Annotated in this window: 11 protein-coding genes and 1 tRNA gene; 9 read left to right on the top strand and 3 right to left on the bottom strand. The window is 68.1% G+C overall.

What is annotated here, in order from left to right; all coding sequences use genetic code 11:
• Positions 1-7: 7 nt before the first annotated feature.
• The 3 genes from JL101_RS05060 to JL101_RS05050 all read right to left on the bottom strand — a co-directional run bounded on the left by JL101_RS05060 (position 8) and on the right by JL101_RS05050 (position 2046).
• Entirely contained in the window at positions 8-967 is a 960-nt protein-coding gene (locus JL101_RS05060) for a KpsF/GutQ family sugar-phosphate isomerase (protein WP_203099612.1), read from the bottom strand.
• A 286-nt stretch (positions 968-1253) separates the two neighbouring features.
• Positions 1254-1865 (bottom strand): ribonuclease D, encoded by a 612-nt coding sequence (locus tag JL101_RS05055; RefSeq protein WP_203099538.1) that lies wholly within the window; start codon positions 1863-1865, stop codon positions 1254-1256.
• 94 nt (positions 1866-1959) lie between these two features.
• Positions 1960-2046: transfer RNA gene (locus tag JL101_RS05050), tRNA-Leu, on the bottom strand.
• Positions 2047-2268: 222 nt separating this feature from the next.
• Here JL101_RS05050 and JL101_RS05045 point away from each other — a divergent pair.
• The 9 genes from JL101_RS05045 to JL101_RS05005 all read left to right on the top strand — a co-directional run bounded on the left by JL101_RS05045 (position 2269) and on the right by JL101_RS05005 (position 19366).
• Entirely contained in the window at positions 2269-3234 is a 966-nt protein-coding gene (locus JL101_RS05045; RefSeq protein WP_203099537.1) for a complex I NDUFA9 subunit family protein, read from the top strand.
• Positions 3235-3654: 420 nt separating this feature from the next.
• Positions 3655-5109 (top strand): NAD(P)-dependent oxidoreductase, encoded by a 1455-nt coding sequence (locus tag JL101_RS05040; RefSeq protein WP_203099536.1) that lies wholly within the window; start codon positions 3655-3657, stop codon positions 5107-5109.
• A gap of 71 nt (positions 5110-5180) precedes the next feature.
• On the top strand, positions 5181-9719 hold the full coding sequence (gltB, locus tag JL101_RS05035; protein WP_203099535.1) for a glutamate synthase large subunit: 4539 nt from the start codon (positions 5181-5183) through the stop codon (positions 9717-9719).
• A gap of 176 nt (positions 9720-9895) precedes the next feature.
• Complete coding sequence (locus JL101_RS05030) at positions 9896-10318, top strand: GNAT family N-acetyltransferase (protein ID WP_203099534.1); 423 nt, start codon at positions 9896-9898, stop codon at positions 10316-10318.
• Positions 10319-10433: 115 nt separating this feature from the next.
• Positions 10434-13349 (top strand): PAS domain S-box protein, encoded by a 2916-nt coding sequence (locus tag JL101_RS05025; protein ID WP_203099533.1) that lies wholly within the window; start codon positions 10434-10436, stop codon positions 13347-13349.
• A 72-nt stretch (positions 13350-13421) separates the two neighbouring features.
• Positions 13422-14090: a glutathione S-transferase family protein gene (locus JL101_RS05020; RefSeq protein ID WP_203099532.1), complete on the top strand. Its 669-nt coding sequence runs from the start codon at positions 13422-13424 to the stop codon at positions 14088-14090.
• A gap of 55 nt (positions 14091-14145) precedes the next feature.
• Positions 14146-14883, top strand: coding sequence for a hypothetical protein (locus JL101_RS05015; RefSeq protein WP_203099531.1), 738 nt, complete (start codon positions 14146-14148; stop codon positions 14881-14883).
• 109 nt (positions 14884-14992) lie between these two features.
• Positions 14993-16213 (top strand): efflux RND transporter periplasmic adaptor subunit, encoded by a 1221-nt coding sequence (locus JL101_RS05010; RefSeq protein ID WP_203099530.1) that lies wholly within the window; start codon positions 14993-14995, stop codon positions 16211-16213.
• 3 nt (positions 16214-16216) lie between these two features.
• A complete protein-coding gene (locus tag JL101_RS05005; RefSeq protein WP_203099529.1) occupies positions 16217-19366 on the top strand; it encodes an efflux RND transporter permease subunit in 3150 nt (1049 codons plus the stop codon).
• The last annotated feature ends 131 nt before the right edge of the window (positions 19367-19497 follow it).

The raw sequence follows: 19497 nt of genomic DNA, 5'->3' as shown, positions 1-19497 counted from the left end.
CATGGCGTCAGGCCACACCGGCCCGCAGGCAATCATGGATGTGGATGATGCCGACCGGCCGGCCGTCGTCGGTGACGAACAGGCTGGTGATCGCCATGGCGTTCATGATGCCCAATGCCTCCCCGGCCAGCGCCGACGGCCTGATCGTCTTGGGATCGGCGGTCATGACGGACGCGGCGGGACGGCCCAGCAGGTCGGGGTTCATGTGGCGCCGCAGGTCGCCGTCGGTGATGATCCCGGCCAGCCGGCCGTCGGGGCCGGTCAGGCCGACGCAGCCGAAGCTCTTGGCGGTCATCACCAGGATCGCGTCGCAGACCCGGATGTCGATCGGCGCCAGCGGCAGTTCCGCCCCCTTGTGCATCAGCTCGGTGACGCGCAGCAGCTGCCGGCCGAGCTGGCCCCCGGGATGGAACACCTTGAAGTCGGCGGCGGAAAAGCCGCGGCGCTCCAGCAGGGCCACGGCCAGGGCGTCGCCGAGCGCCATCATCATGGTGGTCGACGTGGTCGGGGCCAGGCCGAGGGGACAGGCCTCCGGGCTGGACGGCAGGATCAGCGCCACGTCGGACTGCTCGGCCAGCGACGAGTGCGCCCGCCGGGTGATGCCGATCAGCGGGATGCGGAATCGCTTGGCATAGGCGACGATGTCCGCCAGCTCGGCCGTGTCGCCCGAGTTGGACAGCGCGATCACCGCGTCGTCCTTCCCGATCATTCCCAGGTCGCCGTGGCTCGCCTCGCCGGGGTGGACCCACAGCGCCGGCGTCCCGGTGGAGGCGAGCGTCGCCGCGATCTTGCGCGCCACATGCCCGCTCTTGCCCATGCCGGTGACCACGACGCGGCCCGTGATGCGCCCGAGCAGCCCGACCGCGCGGCCGAAGCTGGCGTCAAGGCCCGCCGCGAGGTCGATCAGCGCCTCCGCCTCCAGGCGAAGGACCCGCCCGGCCACCGCGATGTCGCCGTCGAGCAACACGTCGACCGGCGCCGTCTGCGCGAGCGTCCTGTCGGGGTCGGTCGAATGGTCCAAGGCTGGCTAACTCCCAAGTCTGTTCGGGCAAATTCCCGTCGGGTTGCACTCGTCGGGTGAATTTCGTCCCAGGGGCGCGAAAGCGCCCGGTCCGATCCGGCCTGGGCGAAGACAGTATGCCCACCGCCCGGAACCGGGTCAAATCCGCGGTCTCGCTAAAGTGCCGCAGACGATGACATCCTGCCTGGATGCTGTGCATCTCCGGCCCGGCGGCACCGCCGCCGGCGAGGGGTCAATGGGCGAAGATGTCCTGGTCCGCCCAGCCGCCGAGATCCAGCGCAGCGCGGGTCGGCAGGAACCGGAAGCATTCGGCCGCCAGTCCGGTGCGCCCCTCGCGCTCCAGCATGGCGTCCAGCCTGCCGCGGAGTTCGTGCAGGTGAAGCACGTCGGATGCCGCGTATTTCAGCTGTTCGGGCGTCAGGTCGGCGGCACCCCAGTCCGAGGATTGCTGCTGCTTCGACAACTCCACGCCCAGCAGGTCCTTGCATAGGTCCTTCAATCCGTGGCGATCGGTGAAGGTGCGCACCAGCCTGGAAGCGATCTTGGTGCAATAGACCGGCTCGCACACGACTCCCAGGTAGGCTTGCAGGACGGCGATGTCAAACCGGGCGAAGTGAAACAGCTTGGTGACGCCCGGGTCGGTCAGCAGCCGCTTCAGGTTGGGCGCGTCATATCGACCCTGGCGGAACTGCACCATGTGGCAGTTGCCGTCGCCGGCCGAGAGCTGGACCAGGCACAGGCGGTCCCGGACGGGGTTCAACCCCATGGTTTCGGTATCGATGGCGACGCTGGCGCCGAAATCGTAATCGTCGGGGAGATCGCCGTCGTAAAGCTCTATGGGCACTGCAGTCCATCCCGGAAGCGGGAACGGCCGCTTCGATCCACGTGCACCTTGTAGAGATAAGGTGCCTGCGATCTAGCGGCCGTTACCGAGGAATTGGTGCCCAGGAGAAGACTCGAACTTCCACGACATTTCTGCCACAGGTACCTGAAACCTGCGCGTCTACCAATTCCGCCACCTGGGCGTTGTGGAACCGGGATATATGGCCCGGCCGGCATGCTGTCAAATGCTTTTTCACGCCCTCCCGGCCCGGGCGGGGAGAGGCGGCGCGGCGTCGCTGCCGCACCGGTGCCGCGGCGCTGGCTCCGCGCGCCCGCTTTCGTTATAAGCACTGCCCAACAGCCCCGCGACGCTGGTCCCAGCGCCGGAAGAGGGGGCGCCGGCAATTTCAGGCTTGGAGAAATCGATGTCCTTTCGGTATCGGGTAGCCACGGTTTTCGGCGGGTCCGGGTTCATCGGCCGCCACCTGATCAAGCGGCTGGCGAAGACCGGCACGGTGATCCGGGTCGCGACCCGCCACCCGAGCACAGCCAATTTCCTGCGCATGAACGGCGCGGTGGGCCAGATCATCCCGATCGCGACCAACATCAACGACGACGCCTCGGTCGCGGCCGCCGTGCAGGGCGCCGACATCGTGATCAACCTGATCGGCATCCTCTACGAATCCGGCTCCAACACTTTCCAGGGCACGCAGGCCGACGCGCCGGGCCGCATCGCGCGCGCCGCCAAGGCGGCCGGCGCCCGGCGCTTCGTCCAGATCTCGGCGATCGGGGCCGACGCCAACTCCGCCTCGGCCTATGCCCGGACCAAGGCGGCAGGGGAGCAGGCGGTGCTGGAGGCGTTCCCCGAAGCGACGATCCTGCGGCCCAGCATCGTCTTCGGGCCGGAGGACGATTTCTTCAACCGCTTCGCGGCGATGGCCCGGATCTTCCCCGCCCTGCCGCTGATCGGCGGCGGCCACACCAGGTTCCAGCCGGTCTATGTCGGCGACGTCGCCGAGGCGATCATGAAGGCCCTGGAGCTGCCGGAGGCCCAGGGCAAGACCTACGAGCTGGGCGGTCCGCGGGTCTACACGTTCCGGCGGCTCATGGAGCTCGTGCTGGCGGAGACGCGGCGCAAGCGTTTCCTGGTCCCGATTTCCTGGTCCATGGCGGAACTCCAGGGAAGGATCCTCGGCAAGCTGCCCAAGCCCATGCTGACGGTCGACCAGGTGGAACTGCTGAAGTCGGACAACGTGGTCTCGCCGGGCGCGGCGACGATCCACGACCTGGGCATCGACCCGACCGCGGCGGAGGTCATCATCCCGACATACCTGGACCGGTTCCGCGTCGGCGGGCGCTATTCGCAGCGCGCGGGCGGCTATACCGCCTGATCCCGGCCGTCCTGTTCCGGCGCTTCGGAAATGCGGGCTTCCCAGCCCGCATTTTTTTTGCCTATCCTGGCGTGTTGATGCACCGCGTCACCGGTTGCGTAAAGGCGCGAGGATGCTGGCGGTCTTGGGCTATAGTCCCATTTCGGACCTATTTGACACCTAACCGAGAAGGCGGCCTGCACAAATTTCAGACAAACCGGGGTGGCTCCGGCAAATTAGTCAATGATCATGACCTATCCGCTGTTTTTTGCTGGAAAGGCCTATGAATATGACGTATATCGGCTGCACCCGGCATAGTCTGGACAAGTTTGTTTCCACCTCCCCGCGGTTACGCCGATGTGGCCGTGACCCTTTGGATGCGACCGGGGGCCCGATTAAGCCTTTGACGTCCCGAGGGGCTGAGCTGAAGGATTGTTCGCCATGGCGCAGAAGATGTTGCAGTTCGTCCGCACCGACCAGCGCATGCCCGACAAACGGGATGCAGCGACGCGCAGGCACGACTTCAACGAGATCTATGGCGAGTTCGACCAGGAAGGTGCCGAGGAACAGTCCGGCCGGTGTTCCCAGTGCGGCGTGCCGTTCTGCCAGGTCCACTGCCCGCTCCACAACAACATCCCTGACTGGCTGAAGCTCACCGCCGAGGGACGGCTGGAAGAGGCCTACGAACTGTCGTCGGCGACCAGCAACCTGCCGGAGATCTGCGGCCGCATCTGCCCGCAGGACCGCCTGTGCGAGGGCAACTGCACGATCGAGCAGTCGACCCACGGCACGGTCACCATCGGATCGATCGAGAAATACATCAACGACACCGCGTGGGAGCGGGGCTGGGTCAAGCCGCGCCTGCCGCTCCGCGAGCGCGGGCAGTCCGTCGCCATCATCGGCGGCGGCCCCGGCGGCATGTCGGCGGCCGAGCAGCTGCGCATCAAGGGGTACGAGGTCCACGTCTACGACCGCTACGACCGGATCGGCGGCCTGATGATGTACGGCATTCCCGGCTTCAAGCTGGAGAAGCACGTGGTCAGCCGCCGGGTCCAGCTGCTGGTCGACGAGGGCGTCATCTTCCACACCGATTTCGAGGTCGGCCGCGACGCCACGCTGGCCGAGCTGCGGGCGAAGCACGACGCCGTGCTGATCGCGACCGGCGTGTACAAGGCGCGCGACCTGACGGTCCCCGGCTCCGACCTGGGCAACATCGTGCCCGCGCTGCAATACCTGACGACCAGCAACCGCCAGGGCCTGGGCGACGCGGTTCCCGACTATGACAGCGGCGCGCTGAACGCGGCGGGCAAGGACGTCGTCGTGATCGGCGGCGGCGACACCGCCATGGACTGCGTCCGCACGGCGGTCCGCCAGGGCGCCAAATCGGTCAAGTGCCTGTACCGCCGCAACCGCGCCAACATGCCGGGCTCCCAGCGCGAGGTCCGCAACGCCGAGGAGGAGGGCGTCGAGTTCGTCTGGCAGTCCGCCCCGGAGGCATTCGAGGGCAAGGACGGCGTCGTGACCGGCGTCCGCGCGCACCGCATCCATCTCGGCGTCGCCGACGCCAGCGGCCGGCAGATCCCGCAGGTGATCGACGGCTCCTCCTACACGCTGGACGCCGACCTGGTGATCAAGGCGCTGGGCTTCGATCCGGAGGACCTGCCGACCCTGTTCGGCGAGACCGGCCTGAAGGTCAGCCGCTGGGGCACCGTGACGGTGAATTTCCGCACCATGATGACCAGCCTGGACGGCGTCTTCGCCGCCGGCGACATCGTGCGCGGCGCCAGCTTGGTCGTGTGGGCGATCCGCGACGGCCGCGACGTCGCCGAGCACATGCACGCCTACCTGATGCAGAAGGCCGAGGCCGGCGCATCCGCCGCCGTCGCGGCCGAGTGACGGCCGCCCCCTCGATGCCATGTCCCTCGACGTTGGACCAAGAGACGTCGGACCAAGAAAGGAACCGCCCCATGACCCGTGAAATCCCGAACCAGGGCGAGCAGTTCGTTGCCGAGTACCGGGCGAACGTCGAGGCCCTGACTGCGGTCCATGCCTATGATCCCGCCGACGAGCACGACGCCTGCGGCGTCGGCATGATCGCGGCGATCGACGGCAAGCCGCGGCGGTCGGTGGTGGAAAAGGGTATCGAGGCGCTCAAGGCCGTGTGGCACCGGGGTGCCGTGGACGCCGACGGCAAGACCGGCGACGGCGCCGGCATCCATGTCCAGGTGCCGCAGCAGTTCTTCCACGACTACGTCAAGCTGATCGGCCACATCCCGCCGGACCGGCCGCTCGCGGTCGGCCAGGTGTTCCTGCCGCGCCTGTCGCTGGAAGCGCAGGAGCGCTGCCGGTGCATCGTCGAGACCGAGATCCTGAATTTCGGCTACTATATCTATGGCTGGCGCCAGGTCCCGGTGAACGTCGACATCATCGGCGAGAAGGCCAACGCGACCCGGCCCGAGATCGAGCAGATCATCATCGGCAACGCCAAGGGCGAGACCGACGACCGGTTCGAGCTGGAGCTCTACATCATCCGCCGCCGGATCGAGACCGCCGTCCGGGCCGAGCAGATCAACGACTTCTACATCTGCACGCTGTCGTCCCGCTCGATCGTCTACAAGGGCATGTTCCTGGCGGAACAGCTGACCTCCTTCTATCCCGACCTGCTGGACGAGCGCTTCGTCTCCAACGTCGCGATCTACCACCAGCGCTATTCGACCAACACGTTCCCGACCTGGCCGCTGGCCCAGCCGTTCCGCATGCTCGCCCACAACGGCGAGATCAACACGCTGAAGGGCAACGTGAACTGGATGAAGGCGCACGAGACGCGCATGGACCACGAGCGTTTCGGGCCTTACGTCAACGACCTGAAGCCGGTGATCCCGATCGGCTCGTCGGACAGCGGCGCGCTCGACGCCGTGTTCGAGGTGGTCGCCCGGGCCGGCCGGTCCGCGCCGATGACAAAGACCATGCTGATCCCGGAGGCGCTCGCCGCCGGCGACAGCATGCCCGCGTCCCACCGCGCGCTCTACGGCTACATCAACGCCGTCATGGAGCCGTGGGACGGGCCGGCGGCGCTCGCCATGACCGATGGCCGCTGGGCGGTCGGCGGCATGGACCGCAACGGCCTGCGCCCGATGCGCTACACCATCACCGCCGATGGCCTGCTGATCGCCGGGTCGGAGACCGGCATGGTCAAGGTGGACGAGAGCACCGTCGTCGAGAAGGGCCGGCTCGGACCCGGGCAGATGATCGCGGTCGACCTGGCCGAGGGCAAGCTGTACCACGACCGCGAGATCAAGGATTATCTCGCCTCCCAGCGCCCCTACGACAAGTGGGTCGGCAACATCACCGAGCTGGACAGCCTCGTGAAGGCGGCCCCGGCGGAATCCGCCGTGCTGGCCAAGGACGAGTTGCGCCGCCGCCAGCTCGCGGTCGGCATCACGATGGAGGACCTGGAAACCGTCCTCCACCCGATGGTGGACGAGGCCAAGGAAGCGATCGGCTCCATGGGCGACGACAGCCCGATGGCGGTCCTGTCGGACAAGTACCGCGGCCTGCACCACTTCTTCCGCCAGAACTTCAGCCAGGTCACCAACCCGCCGATCGACAGCCTGCGCGAACGCCGGGTGATGAGCCTGCGCACGCGGCTGGGCAACCTGGGCAACATACTGGAGGAGGATGCGACGCAGTGCAGCCTGCTCCAGCTCGAAAGCCCCGTGCTGACGACCGCCGAGTTCCGCGCCATGCGGGACTACATGGGCGAGACCGCGGCGGAGATCGACTGCACCTTCGACGTCACCGCCGGCCCCAACGCGCTGCGCGACGCGCTCCGCCGCATCCGCCAGGAGTCGGAGGACGCGGTGCGCGGCGGCGCCACCCACGTCATCCTGTCGGACGAGCAGGTCAGCGCCACCCGCGCGCCGATGCCGATGATCCTGGCGACGGGCGCGGTGCACACCCACCTCGTACGCCAGCAGCTCCGCACCTTCACGTCGCTGAACGTACGCACTTCCGAGTGCATGGACGTGCATTACTTCGCCGTGCTGATCGGCGTCGGCGGCACGACGGTGAACGCCTACCTGTCCCAGGAGGCGATCGCCGACCGGCACCGCCGCGGCCTGTTCGGCGACCTGACGCTGGAGCAGTGCCTGTACCGCTTCAAGAAGGCGATCGACGAGGGCCTGCTGAAGATCATGTCCAAGATGGGCATCTCGATCATCAGCTCGTACCGCGGCGGCTGCAACTTCGAGGCGGTCGGCCTCAGCCGCGCGCTGGTCGCGGAGCATTTCCCCGGCATGGTCAGCCGCATCTCGGGCATCGGCCTCGCCGGCATCCAGAAGAAGGTGCTGGAGCAGCACGCCATCGCCTTCTCGGAGGACGTGATCGCCCTGCCGATCGGCGGCTTCTACAAGTACCGCCGCAACGGCGAGCGGCACGCCTGGGAAGCAGGATTGATCCACATGCTGCAGCAGGCGGTCGCGACCGACAGCTACGCGACCTTCAAGAAGTACACCGAGGCGACCAACAAGCGCCCGCCGATCCAGATCCGCGACCTGCTGGATTTCCGCTCGACCCGCGAGGCCATCTCGGTCGACGAGGTCGAGAGCATCACCTCGCTCCGCAAGCGGTTCATCACGCCCGCGATGTCGCTCGGCGCCCTGTCGCCCGAGGCGCACGGCACGCTGAACGTCGCGATGAACCGGATCGGCGCCAAGTCGGACAGCGGCGAGGGCGGCGAGGACCCGGCGCGGTTCAAGCCGGACAAGAACGGCGACAACTGGAACTCGGCGATCAAGCAGGTCGCCTCGGGCCGGTTCGGCGTCACCGCCGAGTACCTGAACCAGTGCCGCGAGATCGAGATCAAGGTTGCCCAGGGCGCCAAGCCCGGCGAAGGCGGGCAGCTGCCCGGCTTCAAGGTGACCGAGATGATCGCCCGCCTGCGGCATTCCACGCCGGGCGTCATGCTGATCAGCCCGCCGCCGCACCATGACATCTACTCGATCGAGGACCTGGCGCAGCTCATCTATGACCTGAAGCAGATCAACCCGGACGCCAAGGTCTGCGTCAAGCTGGTGTCGCGGTCCGGCATCGGCACCATCGCGGCCGGCGTGGCCAAGGCCAACGCCGACGTGATCCTGGTCTCCGGCCATGTCGGCGGGACCGGCGCCAGCCCGCAGACCTCGATCAAGTATGCCGGCGTGCCGTGGGAGATGGGCCTGAGCGAGGTCCACCAGGTGCTGACCCTGAACCGGCTGCGCCACCGGGTCCGGCTGCGCACCGACGGCGGCCTGAAGACCGGCCGCGACATCGTGATCGCCGCGATGCTGGGCGCCGAGGAGTACGGCGTCGGCACCGCCAGCCTGATCGCCATGGGCTGCATCATGGTCCGGCAGTGCCACAGCAACACCTGCCCGGTCGGCGTCTGCGTCCAGGACGAGGAGCTGCGCAAGAAGTTCGTCGGCACGCCGGAGCGCGTCGTCAACCTGTTCAGCTTCCTGGCGGAGGAGGTCCGCGAGATCCTGGCCCAGCTCGGGTTCCGCACCCTGAACGAGGTGATCGGCCGGACCGACCTGCTGCACCAGGTCAGCCGCGGCGGCGCCCACCTGGACGACCTCGACCTCAACCCGCTGCTGGCCCAGGCCGATCCGGGCGACAGTGCCCGCTACTGCACCATGCAGGGCCGCAACGAGGTGCCGGACACGCTGGACGCCCGCATGATCGCCGACGCCCGCCCGCTGTTCGAGGAGGGCGAGAAGATGCAGCTGGCCTACAATGTGCGGAACACGCACCGGGCCATCGGCACCCGCCTGTCGGCCATGATCACGCGCAAGTTCGGCATGACCGGGCTCCAGCCCGGCCACGTCACGGTCCGCCTGCGCGGCTCGTGCGGGCAGTCGCTCGGCGCCTTCGCGGTACAGGGCATGAAGCTGGAGGTGCTGGGCGACAGCAACGACTATGTCGGCAAGGGCCTGTCGGGCGGCACCATCACCGTCCGGCCGACCACGAGCAGCCCGCTGAAGACCAACGAGAATACCATCATCGGCAACACGGTGCTGTACGGCGCCACGGCGGGCAAGCTGTTCGCCGCGGGCCAGGCCGGCGAGCGCTTCGCGGTCCGCAACTCGGGCGCCAAGGTGGTGGTGGAAGGCTGCGGCTCCAACGGCTGCGAGTACATGACCGGCGGCCTCGCGGTGATCCTGGGCAGCGTCGGCGAGAATTTCGGGGCCGGCATGACCGGGGGCATGGCCTTCATCTACGACGAGGACGGCAGCTTCTCCCGCAAGGTCAACGAGGAGAGCGTGATCTTCCAGCGGATCGAGGTGCCCCACTACGAGGCGATGCTGCGCGACCTGATCGCGGAGCATGTCGCCGAGACCCAGAGCAAGTTCGCCGAGCGCCTGCTCAACGACTGGCATCTGGTGCGCGACAACTTCTGGCAGGTCGTGCCCAAGGAGATGGTCCACCGGCTGGACGTGCCCGTGCGGGCACCCCAGGCGGCGGACTGACCGGGAAGGCGCATCCCGGCGCTATATGTCGCATGAGGGCCGGCCCGGCGGGGCCGGCCTATCGCCCGCCCGGCGCGTTGGCTAAGGTTACCGCGAATAAACCACTCTCCCGACTGTTTCCGGTCAGGAGGGGGTGGAGACGCAGGGGGGCCGACGTCATGCCTGAGTGCGCGGGAATGGAGATCTCCGTCCGGCCGGCCAACGGGATGGACGGGCAGCGTTGCGCTGAAATCTACCTGGCTTCCCGCCGGTCCGCTTTCCACTGGCAGCCGGCCGGATCCTTCGTCCTGGAGGACTATCACAGGGCGATCGAGGAGGAGGAGGTCTGGGTAGCGGAAGTCGGCGGAGTCGTCGTCGGATTCGCCTCGATCTACCGTCCGGAGAATTTCGTCCACAACCTGTTCGTCGATCCCCGCTGGCAGCACCGCGGCGTCGGGACCATCCTCCTGGAGCGCGCCTGCTCCCATCTGTTCCGCCCTGCCCGCCTGAAATGCCTCGCGGCCAACCAGGGCGCCCGCGCCTTTTACGAGCGCAACGGCTGGGTCGCGGCTTCCGCAACCTTGCCGGCGGACGATCCTTACGTTCTCTATCAAAAATAGCCTCACCATTAGGTCGCAATCCTAATGCGTGGCATTTAATAATCCTTTCGTGCTATGAAACGGGTCCAATGACCGGAAAGGTCACCGTATCGGCGACTCCAATCCTGGAATTCCCGTGACCCAACAGCGCGTAACGCCGACCATTTTCCTGAGGATCTATGCGCTTCTGCTCTTCGTAGTGGTAGCGATGCTCGGATACAACGAGTGGACGACCAGGTCCGACGCGCTGATGCAGGCCGCGGAGAAGTCCCGCGCGCTCGCCAATCTCGCGACGGAGCACACGCTTCGCATGTTCGAGATCAACGACATCGCCCTGCGCAGCGCGGTCGAGCATTTCAGCGAACTGGACATCACCCGCCTGGGCGATTCGTGGAGCGACTGGGACTATCTGGCGACGCTGGAGGCGAGCAGCATCGGCAGCGAGCTGGCGCAGATCCGGCACATGCTGATCATCGATCCGAACGGCATCGTCCGCATCCACTCCCGCCGCTATCCGGTGGAGCCGATGGACAGCTCCCGGAACGATTTCTTCCAGGCCCACAAGGACACTTCCGGACCCAGCCTGTTCGTCGGCGCCCCATCCATGGACGGCGGGGGAACCGACCTTTATTTCTCGATGAGCCGCCGGATCAGCCGGCCCCGCGACGGCGCCTTCGCCGGGGTGGCGGCGGCGGCGGTCAAGCCGGACATCTCGCGGCGCTTCTTCGACTCGATGGCGGCGGGAACGCACGGCATCCTGTTCCTGATGCACGAGAACGGGACCATCATCACCTCCCACCCGTTCCGGGAGAACCTGATCGGCCGCAAGCTGCCCGACGGTTCGCTGCTGAACACCATCCGCAACTCTCAGCCCCAGCTGCCCGCATCGGTCGACGTCAAATGCTGCTTCGACGAACAGGAGCGGGTCCTGGCCTACCAGCGCGTCGGCACGTTGCCGCTGTTCGTGGCGGTGGGGCTAGCCAAGACCGACGTCCTGGCGGACTGGACCCGCGACCTGATCCAGAACGCGCTGATCACCGGCGTCGTGCTCGCGGGGTTCACCACGGTCGTGGTCCTGATGCTGGGGCAGTACCGCCGGCAGGTGCTCGCCCACGGCCTGCTGTCGGCGACCTACGACGCGGCGGGAACCGGCTTCTGCATGGTCGACGCCGACGGCAGGGTGGTCCGCGCCAACGCGGCCTACGGCACGCTGTGCGGCATCCCCGAGCGGCAGCTGGTGCAGCGCCCCTTCGTCGAGGTGTTTCCCCCCGACGAACGCAACCGGGCGCACGACCTGCTGCGGTTCGGCCATCCCGGCGACCAGCTGCCGCCCCAGATCCTGAAGCTGCGCCACTCCGACGGCCGCATCCGCCGCGTCCTGATCACGGTCGGCGGCTTCTCCGACGCGTCGGGGCAGCTTTTCCTCATGGTGGCGGCCAACGACGTCACCGACCGCGAGCGGCAGGAGGAAAGGCTGCGCGAGAGCGAGCGCCGCCTGCGGCAGGCCCAGCGGATCGCCGGGATCGGCTGGTGGACGATCGATCTCGGGACCGGCGGCGTGGTCTGGTCCGACACGCTCTACGAGATCTGGGGACGCGACCCGGACTTGCCGCCGACCCTGGAGAGCTGGCGCTCGTCGATCCACCCGGACGACCGGTCCCGCCTCAACGACGCGGACCTCGCGGACGGGCCGGACTGCACGCGCGAGTACCGGATCATCCGTCCCGACGGCACCGAGCGGCATGTCCGCGAGGAATTCACCCGGAGCCGCGTCGGCGGGGAGCAGCCCAAGGGCGAGCAGACGACGAGGCTGTTCGGCATCATCCAGGACGTCACGGAACTGCGGGAGAACGAGCGCGCCCTGGCGGACAGCAAGGCGCGGCTGCGCGCCGTCCTGGACGTGGCGGTGACCGGCATCCTGGTCCATGACGAGCACGGCAGGATCCAGCTCTTCAACCCGGCCGCCGAGCACCTGTTCGGCTACCGGGCGGCCGAGGCCAAGGGGCTGACGATCGACACGCTGATCCCGCCCGTCCCCTCGGCCGCCGGAACCCAGCCGATCCTGGGCGTCGCCCGGGAGGTCACGGCGCGCACCCGCGACGGCCGCACCTTCCCGGCCTATCTGGCGGTCGACGAGTATGTCGCCGACGGCCACCGCATGTCGGTCGGCGTGCTGCTGGACATCAGCGAGCAGAAGCGCCGCGAGCAGGAGATCTTCCAGGCCCGCGACCGGCTGGAGCGCCAGGCGGCCGACCTGTCGGTGCTGGCCCGCAAGCTGGACCAGGCCCGGCGGGAGGCGGAGGAGACGAGAGGGCTGGCCGAGGCGGCCAGCCGGGCCAAGTCGGAATTCCTGGCCCATATGAGCCACGAGCTGCGCACGCCGCTGAACGCGATCCTGGGCTTCTCCGAGATCATGGACCAGGAGTATTTCGGCCCGCTCGGATCGCCCCGCTATACCGAGTACAACCGCAACGTCCTGGACAGCGCCCGCCACCTGCTGAGCCTGATCAACGACATCCTGGACCTGTCCAAGATCGAGGCCGGCCGGTACGAGCTGGAAGAGGAGCATGTCGACCTGACCCGGATCATCGACCCGGTGATCCGGCTGGTCCGCGAACGGGCGCTGCGCAAGGACCTGACGCTGAAGACCGCGATCGACCGCCTGCCGCCCGTCATGGGCGACGAGCGCGCGCTGAAGCAGATCCTGATCAACCTGCTGACCAACGCGGTGAAGTTCACCGAGCGCGGCGGCGAGATCGAGGTGACCGGCCGCGAGGAGCAGGACGGCGACATCGTCATGACCGTGCGCGACACGGGAATCGGCATTGCCGCCGACCAGATGGAAAAGGTGCTGGAGCCGTTCGGCCAGACCCGGAACGCCTACATGGCCGGCGAATCGGGGACCGGCCTGGGCCTGCCCATCACCCGGTCGCTGGTCAACCTGCACGGCGGAACGCTCGAACTGAAGAGCCAGCCGGGCGTCGGGACCACCGTGACCATACGCCTGCCGGCCTTCAGGGTGATCCACCCGCGCCTGATCGCCGCCACCTGATATCTCCAATGGGCATATGCCGCCAACCGACCCCTATGTTTGGCGGAACGCTTGCGTTATGGTGCCCGCCCCATGCGAACCCTTTATCACTTCTGGCTCTCTCCGTTCTCACGCAAAGTGCGTATCGCGCTGGGCGAGAAGGGCCTCGACTTCGAATTGCAGGTCGAGAAGATATCGGACCGCCGTCCCGAGTTCCTGGCGATGAACCCGGCGGGCGACGTGCCCGTGCTGGTCGAGGACGACGGGACGGTGCTGGCGGACCATATCGCCATCTGCGAGTATCTTGACGAAGCCTATTCGGAAAAGCCGCTGATCGGGTGCACCCCGGTCGAGCGCGCGGAGACGCGCCGGCTGGTCTCCTGGTTCGACGGCAAGTTCAACACCGAGGTGACCGACAACCTGGTGGGCGAGAAGCTGATCAAGCGCTATCTCGGCTGGGGCTATCCCCACGCCCCGGCGATCCGCGCCGGGCTCCAGAACATCCATTACCACCTCGACTACATAGCCTATCTGGCGGAACGGCGGAACTGGCTGGCCGGCGATACCTTCAGCCTGGCGGACATCGCGGCCGGCGCGCACCTCTCCGCCGTCGATTACCTGGGCGACGTGCCGTGGGACGACCACCCGGAAGCCCGTCTCTGGTATTCGCGGATCAAGTCGCGCCGCAGCTTCCGGCCGCTGCTGTCCGACAGCCTGCCCGGCAATCCGCCGCCGGCCCATTACGCCGACCTGGATTTCTGAGCCTCCGGACCATCCATCGGCCCGAGCATTCCAAACCGAACGGAGAGATCAGCCGATGCTGCGCGTTCCAACCCCGCTCGCCGTCTGCCTGTCCCTGGCGCTGACCGCCCCCGCCTGGACCCCCGCCCGGGCGCAGGTCGTCGTCCCTCCCGTGATGGACCAGGTCGTTCTCGACCTGACCGCGGAGGACTGGGTCGGGACCGATACCGCCCGCGTCGAGATCGTCGCGGATGCCGCGGCGGCCGGATCCGCGGGAACCGGTTCCGACAGCCAGCGGGACGACCTGCTGAAGGCGGTGAGCGCGCTGGTGCCGGATGCGCAGTGGCGCATCACCCGGTTCGACCGATCGACCGACCAGGCCGGGCTGGAGCGGCGGCGCGCCGTGATCGAGGCACGCCTGCCGGAAAACGCGCTGGGCGGGCTGGCCGACAAGGCCCGGCAGGCGAGCCGCCCCGGCCTTCAGCTCCGCATCGGGACGATCGAGTTCACCCCCACCCTGGCGGAGACCGAAGCGGTGCGGGCACGCCTCCGGACGGAGATCTACGGCAGGGCGGCAGCCGAGCTCAAGGCGCTGGAGCAGAGTTTCCCCGGGCGCTCGTTCCGCATGGGCAACATCGATTTCGCCGAGGCGCCCGTCCCGGTCTACGCCCGCAAGACGCGCGAGGCGGGTCCCGCCATGGCCATGGCGGCGCCGATGGCCGACGGAATGCCGGAGGAGTCACCGATGAACGTGTCGGAAAAGCTGGTGATCCGCGCCCGCGTCGTCCTGTCGGCGGTGGCGCCCCGCGAATAGCGGCAGGACTCCCCGCAGGCTTGAACAAGGAGGGGTTTCAGGCGTTTGGGAACCGTGTCGAGGGCCGTCGCGAATCCGCGACGCCCCTGCCTGCCATGGAGCCCAGGCGATGATTTTCCTACCGCCGCCGCCGCCGCCCGATGCGCGTGCCCCGAATGGCGGACCGCGCCGCCGGGGCGTCGTCCGGGTCGTCCTCGCCCCTCTCCTGGCCGGTGCCGGCCTGCTGCTGCTCGCCGCCTGCGGCGACGGCGGCGAGCAGCAGCAGGGCGGTGCCCCGCAGCAACCGCAGCAGGCGGTTCCCGTCGGCGTCTTCGAGGTCAGGCCCGAGCCCGTGACCCTGGGCGAGACCTTCGTCGGCCGGATCGAGGCGATCCAGCGGGTTGAACTGAGGGCGCGTGTCACCGGCTTCCTGGAGGAGCGGCTGTTCCGCGAGGGCCAGACCGTCGAACAGGGCACGCCGCTGTTCCGGATCGAACCTCAGCTCTACGAAGCGGTCGTCGAGCAGCGCCGCGCCGACCTGGCCCGCGCCGAGGCCGAGCAGGAGAACGCGACCGTCCAGCTCCGCCGCGCCCAGGAACTGGTCCAGCGCAACAACATCCCGGAAGCCACCGTGGATGAGCGGCAGGCCGCCGCCCGCACCGCCGAGGCCGGCGTGCTCCAGGCGAGGGCGGCGCTGCGCCAGGCGGAAATCGACCTCGGCTATACCGAGATCAGGGCGCCGATCGCCGGGCGGATTGGACAGGCCCTGTTCGACGTCGGGGACCTGGTCAGCCCGGAATCGGGCGCCCTGGCCGAGCTGGTGACCCAGGATCCCATCCATGTCCTGTTCCAGGTCAGCCAGCGCACCCTGCTCGAAGCCCAACGGGCGGCGGGATCCCGGGGACTGGACCCCAACCGCTTCGTCGTCCGGGTGCTGCTGCCCGACGGCAGCGAGTACCAGCACCAGGGCACGGTGAATTTCGTCGGAATCACGGTCAGCCAGCAGACGGACACGGTGCCGGTCCGCGCCGAGGTGCCCAACCCCGAGGGCCTGCTGCGCGACGGCCAGTTCGTCCGCGTCCTGATCCAGCCGGACGAACCCGAGTTGGCCATCACGATCCCCCAGGCCGCCGTCCAGGCCGACCAGCAGGGCAACTTCGTGCTGGGCGTGGACGGCGAGAACATGGTGCGGATCCAGCGGGTGGAAACCGGCGAGACCCTGGACCAGGGCCGGGTCGTCGTCCGGTCCGGCCTGAAGGAGGGCGACCGGGTGGTCATCCAGGGCATCCAGCAGGTCCGTCCCGGCGCACCCGTGGATCCCAGCCCGGTCGACGCCGACCAGGGGGCGTGATCCATGCTCTCCTCCGTCTTCATCGACCGGCCCCGCCTGGCGATGGTCATCTCCATCGTGATCGTCCTGGCGGGCCTGCTGGCCCTCACCCGCATACCCGTCGCGCAGTTCCCCGACATCGTGCCGCCCCAGGTCAGCGTCACGACGCTCTATCCCGGCGCCAACGCCGAGACGGTGGAGGCGACGATCGCCCAGCCGATCGAGAGCCAGGTGAACGGCGTCCAGGACATGATCTACATGAGTTCGACCAGCGGTAACGACGGCAGCTACACGCTGACCGTCACCTTCGCCGTCGGCACGGACCCGGACATCAACACGGTCAATGTCCAGAACCGGGTGCGCCTGGCCGAGGCGTCGCTGCCCGAAGAGGTCGCGCGCCAGGGCGTCCAGGTGCGCCAGCAGTCCTCCGCCTTCCTCCAGCTGATCAGCCTGGTGTCGGAATCGCCCGAGTATGACGAGCTGTTCCTGAACAACTACGCCCGGATCAACCTGCTGGACGAGATCTCCCGCGTGTCCGGCGTGGGCGAGGCGCGGCTGTTCAGCGAGTATGACTACAGCATGCGGGTCTGGCTGGAGACCGACCGCCTGACCAGCTTCGGCCTGTCGCCCAATGACGTGGTCGCCGCGATCCGGTCCCAGAACGTCCAGGCCGCGGTCGGACAGCTCGGCGCCCAGCCGCAGCCGAGCGGGCAGCAACTGGAGTTCTCGCTCCAGGCGGCGGGCCGGCTCACCGAGGTCGCGCAATTCGAGAACATCGTCCTCCGGGCCGACGCGGACGGATCGCTGCTGCGGCTCAGCGACGTGGCGCGGGTCGAGCTGGCCGCCCGGTCCTACTCCTCCGCCGGCACGTCCAACGGCCGGCCGGCGGCCGTGCTGGGCATCTATCAGGCGCCGGGGGCCAATGCCGTCACCACCGCCCAGGAGGTGCTGCGGGTGCTGGACCGGCTGGAGGAGCGCTTCCCCGAGGGCGTCCACTACGAGGTGACCTACGACACGACAGTGTTCGTGACCGCCTCCATCGAGGAAGTGGTCACCACGCTGGTCGAGGCCTTCGTGCTGGTCCTGGTGGTCGTCTTCGTGTTCCTGGGGAACTGGCGGGCGACGATCATCCCGATGCTGGCGGTGCCGGTGGCCCTGATCGGCACCTTCGCGTTCCTGCTGATGTTCGGCCAGTCGGCCAACACGATCTCCCTGTTCGCCATGGTGCTGGCGATCGGCATCGTGGTGGACGACGCGATCGTGGTGGTGGAGAACGTCGAGCGCGTGATGCGCGACGAGAACCTGCCGGCGCCGGAGGCGACCCGCAAGGCGATGGGCCAGATCACCCCGGCGATCATCGCGATCACGCTGGTCCTGCTGTCCGTCTTCATCCCCGTAGGCTTCATCCCCGGCATCACCGGCTCGCTCTACGCCCAGTTCGCGCTGACCGTCTCGGTCGCGATGCTCCTGTCGGCGATCAACGCCCTGACCCTCAGCCCCGCGCTCTGCGCGCTGCTGCTGAAGCCCCACGAGAAGCACGGGCGGATCATGGGCTGGATCCAGGATCGCATCGACAATGTCCGGAACGGCTATTCCCGCCTGGTCAACCGGCTGGTGCGAATGGCGATCCTGTCGCTGGTCGTGGTCGCGGCGGCGTTCGGCGGCTATTTCGGCCTCTCCGCCATCGTGCCCGCGGGTTTCCTGCCGGACGAGGATCAGGGCGCCCTGTTCATGGAACTGCGGCTGCCGCAGAACGCGGCGCTAAACCGCACGCAGGTCGTGGTGCGCGACGTGGAAGGCCTTGTCCGCGACATCCCCGGCGTGCGCAGCGTCACCGCAGTGGCGGGCTTCAGCCTGCTCGACAGCCTCCAGGCCGGCAACGCCGCCTTCATGGTGGTGCTGCTCGACCCGTTCGAGGAGCGGACCGAGGCGGGGACCACCGCCTTCGACGTGCTGGCCCAGATCCGGCAGCGCACGGCGACCGTGCCCAACGCCCAGATCCTGGCCTTCAACCTGCCGCCGATCTCGGGCCTCGGCAACACCGCAGGGTTCGACTTCCGGCTCCAGGACCTGACCGGCGGCGAGCCGGCCCAGCTCGCGGCGGCCGCCGGCGGGCTGGTGGTCGCGGCCAACCAGGATCCCGCCCTGGCTCAGGTCTTCACGACGTACCGGGTGGACACCCGGCGCCTGTTCGTCGAGGTCGACCGGGAAAAGGCGCAGGCGCTTGGGGTCCAGGTCAGCGACGTCTACAACGCGCTCCAGACCACGCTGGGCGGCTTCTACGTCAACGACTTCAACCGGTTCGGCCGCACCTGGCAGGTCAACGTCCAGGCCGAGGCAAAGGACCGCGACCAGGTGGAAGACCTCTGGCGCATCCATGTCCGGAGCGCCGACGGGGCCATGGTGCCGCTCCGCAGCCTCGCCTCGGTCCGGTTCCAGCTGGGTCCGCAGGCGATCAACCGTTACAACAACTACCGCAGCGTCGCCATCCAGGGATCGCCGGCGCCGGGATACAGCTCCGGCGGCGCGCTGTCCGCCATGGCGTCGGTCGCGGACCGCACCCTGCCTCCGGGCTTCTCCTTCGCCTGGTCGGGCATCTCGCTCCAGGAGCAGGAAGCGGCGGGACAGACGCCCATCATCCTGGCTTTGGCCGTCCTGTTCGCCTACCTGTTCCTGGTGGCCCTGTACGAGAGCTGGACGATCCCGATCGCGGTCCTCCTCTCGGTCTCGGTCGGCTTGTGCGGCGCCATGCTGGCGCTGATGGCGACGGGGCTGGCGAACGACGTCTATGCCCAGATCGGCATCGTGGTGCTGATCGCGCTCGCCAGCAAGAACGCGATCCTGATCGTCGAGTTCGCCAAGGAGCAGCGCGAGGCCGGCGCCTCGATCCGGGACGCCGCCCGGGAAGGGGCGCGGCTCCGCTTCCGGGCGGTGATCATGACCAGCCTCGCGTTCATCTTCGGCCTGATCCCGCTCGTGACGGCCGTCGGCGCCGCGGCGGCGAGCCGGCGCGGCGTCTCCACGGCGGTGTTCGGCGGCATGATCGCGGCATCGAGCCTTGGCCTGTTCGTCATACCCATGCTCTACGTCGTGATCCAGAGCATGCGGGAATGGACGACCCGCCGCGTCCGCGGCCAGCCCCGCCGGCCGGAGTCCCCCGCCCCGGCGGAGTGAGGCGCCATGCCGCGCCGGAGAAAGGGGCGGCAGGATTGCGGCGTAGCCCGGATGGATCCCGCCAAAGGTTACGGATATCCGCGAAAGCTCACCTCACGGTTTTGCTGCAACGCACTATCATCCATCCACCG

The organism is Skermanella rosea, from assembly GCF_016806835.2.
Taxonomy (GTDB): Bacteria; Pseudomonadota; Alphaproteobacteria; order Azospirillales; family Azospirillaceae; genus Skermanella; species Skermanella rosea.
Note: the sequence above shows the minus strand (reverse complement) of the source record. Positions and strands in the feature narration are given on the sequence as shown.

What these genes read in the sequence shown, in the direction of transcription:
- JL101_RS05045 (WP_203099537.1), top strand. Translation starts at nt 2,269, where the DNA reads ATGTCCTTTCGGTATCGGGTAGCCACGGTTTTCGGCGGGTCCGGGTTC.
- JL101_RS05040 (WP_203099536.1), top strand. Translation starts at nt 3,655, where the DNA reads ATGGCGCAGAAGATGTTGCAGTTCGTCCGCACCGACCAGCGCATGCCC.
- gltB (WP_203099535.1), top strand. Translation starts at nt 5,181, where the DNA reads ATGACCCGTGAAATCCCGAACCAGGGCGAGCAGTTCGTTGCCGAGTAC.
- JL101_RS05030 (WP_203099534.1), top strand. Translation starts at nt 9,896, where the DNA reads ATGGAGATCTCCGTCCGGCCGGCCAACGGGATGGACGGGCAGCGTTGC.
- JL101_RS05020 (WP_203099532.1), top strand. Translation starts at nt 13,422, where the DNA reads ATGCGAACCCTTTATCACTTCTGGCTCTCTCCGTTCTCACGCAAAGTG.
- JL101_RS05015 (WP_203099531.1), top strand. Translation starts at nt 14,146, where the DNA reads ATGCTGCGCGTTCCAACCCCGCTCGCCGTCTGCCTGTCCCTGGCGCTG.
- JL101_RS05010 (WP_203099530.1), top strand. Translation starts at nt 14,993, where the DNA reads ATGATTTTCCTACCGCCGCCGCCGCCGCCCGATGCGCGTGCCCCGAAT.
- JL101_RS05005 (WP_203099529.1), top strand. Translation starts at nt 16,217, where the DNA reads ATGCTCTCCTCCGTCTTCATCGACCGGCCCCGCCTGGCGATGGTCATC.